We start from the raw sequence: 6,770 nt of genomic DNA, 5'->3' as shown, positions 1-6,770 counted from the left end.
AAGCCGTCGTGGCGTTGGCCAAGGTGTTCGGCGTCCTCGTTCTGGGCGGTGGCGTATCCGTGGCCGATGAGGTGGCGGGTGCCGGTCAGCTCGGGTTGTCCCCGTGGGTCAGCGTCTCCCACGCCACGAACAGGTTGTTGCTGCCGGCCGGGCGGTTCAGCTCGGTCAGCTTCTGGGTGTTGGTCATCGCGATGCCAAGGCGGTTGTGCAGGGCGTTGTAGCCGACCTCGGTGACCGGACCGAGCCCGAGGGCCAGGGAGCCGCCGCACAGCCAGCTCGGCACCGCCTCGCCCAGCTGGTACTTGGACTGGAAGCCGAGCGCCTGCCGCAGCCGCTCTCCGACGTCGGTGCCGTACAGATCCGTGCCCTGGATCCGGCTGGTCTCCGCGACGTGCGAGATGGCGGAGATGCCGTACCCGGTGTGCGTGAAGTCGCGGCAGGTCTCCTGGGTGAGTCCGGTGACGAAGGTGGACTGTCCCTGCCAGTAGCTGACGATCTTCGCGGTGGTGTCGAGGTTCTGGCTGGGCACGGTCTTCGGCACGGAGCCGTCGGAGGAGAGGTAGATGTACGCGGCCGTACGCGTCCGGAACTTCGCCATGGCCTTGTCGTACGACGTCTTGTCCTCGAGGAAGACGGAGATGCCGACGGCCGCCTCCATCATCGACAGCTCCCAATTGCCGTTGGAGTTGGAGCCGTTGATGATCTCGGGGAGGTAGACGTCACGCAGCATGGTCGCGAAACGGCCGGAGTTGGCCCACGTGCCGGTGTACGTGTACTTGATGAGCTCGGCGGCCTTGGGCCAGGAGGAGCCGGCCCAGCCGGTCTGCAGGGGCGCGTTGCTGTTGGTGTGGTCCTTGAGCACCGCCGACCAGGCGTCCATCAATTCGATGGACTTCTTCGCGTAGCGGTCGTCGCGGGTGATGTACCAGGCGAGGGCGTCGGTGTACGCGGCTATCGCGTCCTCGCGCTCGTCGGTGCAGCCGTAGTTGGGGTTGGAGTACGAGCCGCACTCCACGGTCGCGCGGGGCGCCGCGGTACGGGTCAGCGAGGCGTACTTGCTCGCCATCATCTGGTCGTACGCGCCCTTCCAGGGCTGGGCGCCGGCGTTGACCTTGGTGCGGGCGAAGTCCAACTGGCTCTTGGAGACGGTGACTCCGGGGTGCACGAAGGTGGAGGGCGCGGCGTCCGCGCGGTGGGCGCCGGGCCAGGCCAGTAGGGCGCCCACGAGGGCCGCGGTCGCGGCGGCGGCGACGATGGAGAGGAGGACGGGACGGCGTCTGCGGCGGTGCCGAGTGGGGGTGTCGGGCATGCGGGAGTAGTCCGTTCTCGTATGTGAACGACACATGGGATGCTGAACGCGCGTACTGGCCGGTGACCATAGGTACGGACCAGACTTCCGTCAAGGCCTGAAGAAAGACGCGCAGCTCAACTGCCGTTCACGTACGAGAACTTGCACACAGGAAAGGGCCGCACCCCGTCGGGATGCGGCCCAACTGTCAACTGCCTAGCGGACTTCGGTGATCTCCGGTCCGCGCTGCAACTGCCCCATGCCACCGGAGAAGCGCGAACCGCTCTCGTCGTCCTGCTGGACACCCTCGGCGACCATCTGCGCGTCGTCCGGCAGCTTCAGCACGATCGGATCACGGGGGGCCATCGGACCCTCGCCGCGCACGACGACCGTGTCCCTGAAGATCTGTTCGAGCAGGCCCGCGGCCTGCGGCTGCACCGCGCCCTGCCCGGAGATCACTCCGCGCAGGAACCAGCGGGGGCCGTCCACACCGACGAACCGCACGACCTGGAAACCGCCCGTGCCGTCCGGCAGCTGCACCGGCACCTGCGCCCGCAGCTCCCAGCCCAGCGGGCCCTCGACCTCGTCGATGACACCGCCCTGCTGGGTGATTCCGGAGGCGATCTCCTCGCGCACCTCGCCCCAGATGCCCTCGCGCTTGGGAGCGGCGAAGGCCTGCAGCTGGACGGCGCTGTCCTTGAGGACCACGGTCGCCGCGACGATCGCGTCACCGGCCACCTCGACCCGCAGCTCCATGCCATCGACCCCGGGCACGAAAAGGCCGCCCAGGTCCACCCGGCCCTCGGCCGGATCGCGGACCTCGGAGTCGTCCCAGGGTCCATCGGGGCGCGGCTCGGGCTCGAGCCTCACGCGCTCCCGCTCCTCCGCCTCGTCCGCCTCAGTGTCGACGCCGTCGACGACCTGCTCGGCCTCGCCCGCCGCGTCCTCGGCGGCACTGCCCTTCTTGCGACGTCCGAACACGTCACTGTCCTTCCCGGTCGGATACGACCGAAGCGTATCGATTCCCACCCGTTGTGCTGCCCACGGCGGCATGACCGCCGGTGGACCCGAAGCCCCCTGCGGCCCGCGCCGAGTCGGGAAGCTCCGCGACCTCCTCGAAGCGGACCTTCTCGACCTGCTGGACGACCAGTTGAGCAATCCGGTCGAAGCGCTCGAACCGCACGGACTCGCGCGGGTCGAGATTCACCACGATCACCTTGATCTCCCCACGGTACCCGGCATCCACCGTCCCCGGGGCATTCACGAGGGCGACACCGCAGCGGGCGGCGAGCCCGGAACGTGGGTGCACGAAGGCCGCGTACCCCTCGGGCAGCGCGATGCACACCCCGGTGGGCAGAACGGCGCGTTCACCGGGCGGCAGCTCACAGCCCGCGGTGGTGCGCAGATCGGCTCCCGCGTCACCGGGGTGCGCGTACTCGGGAAGGGGGACGTCCGGGTCGACGCGCCGGATCAGCACGTTCACGGGGTTACGGGTCACGGGTTCACCTCGAAGGCACGGGAGCGCCGGAGCTGGTCCGGGTCGTTCATGGCCGCACGGATCTCCTCCGGGCGACCGTTGTCGATGAAGTGGTCGACCTTGACCTCGATGAAGAGGGCGTCGGCGCGCACGGCGACGGGTCCGTCGGGACCGCCGATCCGCCCGGTGGCGGTGGAGTAGATCTTCCGGCCGGCCACCGCGGTGACCTCGGCCTCCAGATACAGCACCGTGCCGACGGGCACGGGCCGGCGGAAGTCGGTCTCCAGTCGTCCCGTCACCGCGATCGTGCGCAGCAGCCAGTTCAGCGAGCCGAGCGTCTCGTCGAGCGCGGTGGCGAGGACGCCGCCGTGCGCGAGCCCCGGGGCACCCTGGTGAACGGGCCGCACGGTGAACTCCGCCGTGATCCGGACCCCCTCGCCCGCGCGGGCCTCCAGATGCAGTACGTGGGGCTGCTCACCGCCACACCCGAAACACTGTTCGTAGTGGGCCCCGAGGAGCTCGCCGGGTGCGGGCGCGTCGGGGTGCCGCACCGGTGCGACGGCGTCGGCGGGAGGCTTCAGACCTGCGGAAGTACCACTCACAGCCGCAGACCTTACCCGCGCGTCCACCGACTCTTCGCACCGTGCCAAGCTTGGTTTCATGCAGCTCCCCGCCTCGCCGTACGAAGAACGCCTCACCGCCCCCCGCAGCTGGTGGGCGATCTGCCTGCTGGTCGGGATCGCGCTGGCCCTGGTCTTCCTGCCCTTCGGCACCCTGCCGCTGCTGAGCGCCCTCGTCGGTGGCACCGCGGTCTCGGCGGTCGTGGCCAGCTCGTACGGCTCGATCCGCATCCGTGTCGTCGGCGACTCGCTGATCGCGGGGGAGGCCAAGATCCCGGTCGCGGCCCTCGGCGACGCCGAGATCATGGACCTGGAGGAGGCGCGCGCCTGGCGCACGTACAAGGCCGATCCCCGCGCCTTCATGCTCCTGCGCGCCTACATCCCCACGGGTTTGCGCGTCCAGGTCACGGACCCGGCGGACCCGACGCCGTACCTGTATCTCTCGACACGGGAGCCGGAACGGCTGGCGGCGGCGCTGGAGGCGGCACGCGCGACGGCCGGCTAGCCCTTCCCGACGAGGGGCTCAGCGCCCCAGCTCCTTGGGGATCTCCCCGATACGCAGGGGATCCGCCGGTTTCTCCAACGGCGGCAGCTCGGGAAGGGCGTCCCATGGCACCTGCGCCTTCCGCAGGTCCTTGCGAATCCGCGCCGCGAGGCGTTTGGTGTCGCGGCGGTTCATGACCGCACCGACCGCCGCGCCGATCATGAACGGCATCAGGTTGGGCAGGTCCCGGACCGTGCGCTTCATGATCTGCTGGCGCATCTCGCGCTTCATCTGGCCGCCCAGTGCGGCGTTGACCGTCGACGGCTTCGTCGCGTCGATCCCGCGCTCACTGGACCAGGAGTTCAGATACGCGGTACTGCGCTGCTTGAGATTGCCCGGCGGGCGCAGGCCGTAGACCTCATAGAGTTCGGCGATCAGCTTCAGCTCGATCGCGGCGACGCCGGTGATCTCGGCAGCCAGCTCCGTGGGCATCGCGGGCGGCACCGGCAGCATCGCGGCCGCGCCGATCCCGGCACCCACTGTGGAGGTGCCGGCGGCCGCGCCCGCGACGAGTTTGTCCGCGAGCTGTTCAGGGCCGAGGCCCGGGAACTGCTTGCGGAGGGTCGCGAGGTCCCGTACGGGAATGCGTGGGGCGTTTTCGATGATCCGGTCGGCGAGGTGCGCCAAACCCGCCCTGGCCCGGCTGCCGCCCTTCTGGACGCCTTTCCTGACCCCGTCCCGGACGACCGCCGCGCGGCGCCTGGCGGCGGGCGCGGGAGCGTCCATGGGGGCCGGGAGGCCGCCCGTGACGGGCGCCGGCTCGAGCGAGGCTGATCCTGGGTCGGATGAGCCCCGCTCGTCGTCACGCACGCCTTCAGAGCCGTCAGACGGCCCTTCGTCCGCTCCCCGGGAGGGGAAGCGGCGCTTCCAAGGAGGGGTCGAGCCAGTCACGGCCGACCCTGCCTCAGTCGCAGTCGCGGCAGATCGGCTGACCGTTCTTCTCGCGGGCCAGCTGGCTGCGGTGGTGCACCAGGAAGCAGCTCATGCAGGTGAACTCGTCCTGCTGCTTGGGCAGCACCCGGACAGCCAGCTCCTCGTTCGAGAGGTCGGCCCCGGGCAGCTCCAGGCCTTCTGCGGCCTCGAATTCGTCTACGTCGACAGACGAAGTCGACTTGTCGTTCCGGCGAGCCTTGAGTTCTTCAAGGCTGTCCGAGTCGACGTCGTCGTCGGTCTTGCGTGGGGTGTCGTAATCCGTTGCCATGTCGCTCTCCCCCTCTGGGTGTCTGCGGTGTCTCCAGCGCACGTAACGCGTGAGAGGCCGGACTTGTGCCCGACCCGAGGCGGAGATTTTGCCTCACATCAAGGTCTGTTACTCAATCGACACCCAACCGGACTCCTCAAGAGTGATCGGCTTGGATGGCGATGCGGACCGTACACGGTCCGAAGGCTGCACTTCAAAGGCGTCCCACCGTGTACTTCCCGTGATCACGACCCCCGAAAACCCGGATTTTCCCGGCTTTCCGACAGCTTGCATGATCACGGTGAGTAGACGGCCGGAAATTTGCCCTTGTGATCGATCACACACGGGCCTCCCGGACGGGTGACCAGAAAATTCCGCGCAAAGCGAACATCGTCGCGTGTCGGCGCCATGGTCTCAGATCGGAAGGGTGACGCGCATCACGAGTCCGCCTCCTTCGCGCGGCTGAGCGACGATATGCCCCCCGTGGGCCCGGGCCACCGACCGGGCGATGGACAGGCCGAGACCCACGCCCTTGTCGCTGCCCGTGCGCTCCGTACGCAGCCGCCGGAAGGGCTCGAAGAGATTGTCGATCTCGTACGCGGGAACCACCGGCCCCGTGTTCGACACCACCAGCAACGCCTGACCGTGCTCGACCCGCGTCGTGACCTCGACCCAGCCCTCCTCAGGCACGTTGTACCGCACGGCGTTCTGGACGAGGTTCAGCGCGATCCGCTCCAGCAGTACGCCATTGCCCTGGACGACCGCCGGGGCGCGCTCCCCGCGGATCTCCACGCCCTTCGCCTCGGCCTCGGCGTGCACCTGGTCGACGGCCTGCGAGGCGACCTCGGCGAGGTCGACCGGCTTGCGCTCCACGATCTGGTTGTCGCTGCGGGCGAGGAGCAGCAGGCCCTCGACGAGCTGCTCACTGCGCTCGTTCGTGGCGAGCAGCGTCTTGCCGAGCTGCTGCAGTTCCGTCGGCGCCCCGGGGTCGGAGAGGTGCACCTCGAGGAGCGTGCGGTTGATCGCGAGCGGGGTGCGCAGTTCGTGCGAGGCGTTCCCGACGAACCGCTGCTGGGCGGTGAAGGCTCGCTGCAGCCGCTCCAGCATGTCGTCGAAGGTGTCCGCCAGCTCCTTCAACTCGTCGTCCGGACCGTCCAGTTCGATCCGCCGTGACAGGTCCGAGCCCGCGACCGCGCGCGCGGTGCGGGTGATCCGGCCCAGCGGCGAGAGCACCCGTCCGGCCATCGCGTACCCGAAGGCGAACGCGATGATGGCGAGGCCGAGCAGGGCGAGCAGCGAGCGGCTGAGCAGGTTGTCCAGGGCGGCCTGACGCTGGTGGTCGATGCAGTTGCTGATCGCGTCGTTGAACGCGGACAGTGACAGGCCCGTGTTGACGGCGGGGCAGTTGTCGCTGGTGACCTTGATGTCGGTGCCGCCGGCGATCCTGAAGAGCGGCTCGGCGCCCGTGTTCAGCGCCTGCGCCGCGAGCAGATAGATGATCGACAGCAGCATGATGCCGGCGATCAGGAACATGCCTCCGTACAGCAGCGTGAGCCGTATCCGGATGGTCGGGCGCAGCCAGGGGAACGGGGGTTCCGGCCTGGGTTCCCAGGTGGGCTTGGGAGGCGCCGTGGGAGGCGCGGGAGTCGTGGCCACGGTCG

General features: G+C 69.2%; 8 protein-coding genes. 1 reads left to right on the top strand and 7 read right to left on the bottom strand.

Features of this window, described 5'->3' with window-relative positions; all coding sequences use genetic code 11:
* Positions 1 to 85: 85 nt before the first annotated feature.
* The 4 genes from AB0D27_RS09875 to AB0D27_RS09860 all read right to left on the bottom strand — a co-directional run bounded on the left by AB0D27_RS09875 (position 86) and on the right by AB0D27_RS09860 (position 3,367).
* Positions 86 to 1,309, bottom strand: a complete 1,224-nt coding sequence (locus tag AB0D27_RS09875) for an alginate lyase family protein (protein ID WP_362504671.1) — start codon at positions 1,307 to 1,309, stop codon at positions 86 to 88.
* A 195-nt stretch (positions 1,310 to 1,504) separates the two neighbouring features.
* Positions 1,505 to 2,269, bottom strand: a complete 765-nt coding sequence (locus AB0D27_RS09870) for a DUF3710 domain-containing protein (RefSeq protein ID WP_362504668.1) — start codon at positions 2,267 to 2,269, stop codon at positions 1,505 to 1,507.
* A 1-nt stretch (position 2,270) separates the two neighbouring features.
* Entirely contained in the window at positions 2,271 to 2,786 is a 516-nt protein-coding gene (gene dut, locus AB0D27_RS09865) for a dUTP diphosphatase (RefSeq protein ID WP_362504665.1), read from the bottom strand.
* Complete coding sequence (locus tag AB0D27_RS09860; protein WP_362504662.1) at positions 2,783 to 3,367, bottom strand: PaaI family thioesterase; 585 nt, start codon at positions 3,365 to 3,367, stop codon at positions 2,783 to 2,785. Before AB0D27_RS09860 ends, dut begins: the two co-directional genes overlap by 4 nt.
* 58 nt (positions 3,368 to 3,425) lie before the next feature.
* Here AB0D27_RS09860 and AB0D27_RS09855 point away from each other — a divergent pair, with 58 nt between their 5' ends.
* A complete protein-coding gene (locus tag AB0D27_RS09855) occupies positions 3,426 to 3,890 on the top strand; it encodes a DUF3093 domain-containing protein (protein WP_362504659.1) in 465 nt (154 codons plus the stop codon).
* Between the two features lie 18 nt (positions 3,891 to 3,908).
* Here the strand turns inward: AB0D27_RS09855 and AB0D27_RS09850 are convergent, their stop codons facing one another.
* From AB0D27_RS09850 to AB0D27_RS09840, 3 genes are all read right to left on the bottom strand, one after another.
* A complete protein-coding gene (locus AB0D27_RS09850) occupies positions 3,909 to 4,820 on the bottom strand; it encodes a hypothetical protein (protein ID WP_362504656.1) in 912 nt (303 codons plus the stop codon).
* 13 nt (positions 4,821 to 4,833) lie between these two features.
* Positions 4,834 to 5,130 (bottom strand): DUF4193 domain-containing protein, encoded by a 297-nt coding sequence (locus AB0D27_RS09845; protein WP_003997302.1) that lies wholly within the window; start codon positions 5,128 to 5,130, stop codon positions 4,834 to 4,836.
* Between the two features lie 393 nt (positions 5,131 to 5,523).
* Entirely contained in the window at positions 5,524 to 6,765 is a 1,242-nt protein-coding gene (locus tag AB0D27_RS09840; protein WP_362504653.1) for a HAMP domain-containing sensor histidine kinase, read from the bottom strand.
* Positions 6,766 to 6,770: the final 5 nt, after the last annotated feature.

It is taken from the genome of Streptomyces sp. NPDC048415 (genome assembly GCF_040651675.1).
Lineage (GTDB): Bacteria > Actinomycetota > Actinomycetes > Streptomycetales > Streptomycetaceae > Streptomyces.
This window is presented reverse-complemented; position numbering and strand designations above follow the sequence as displayed.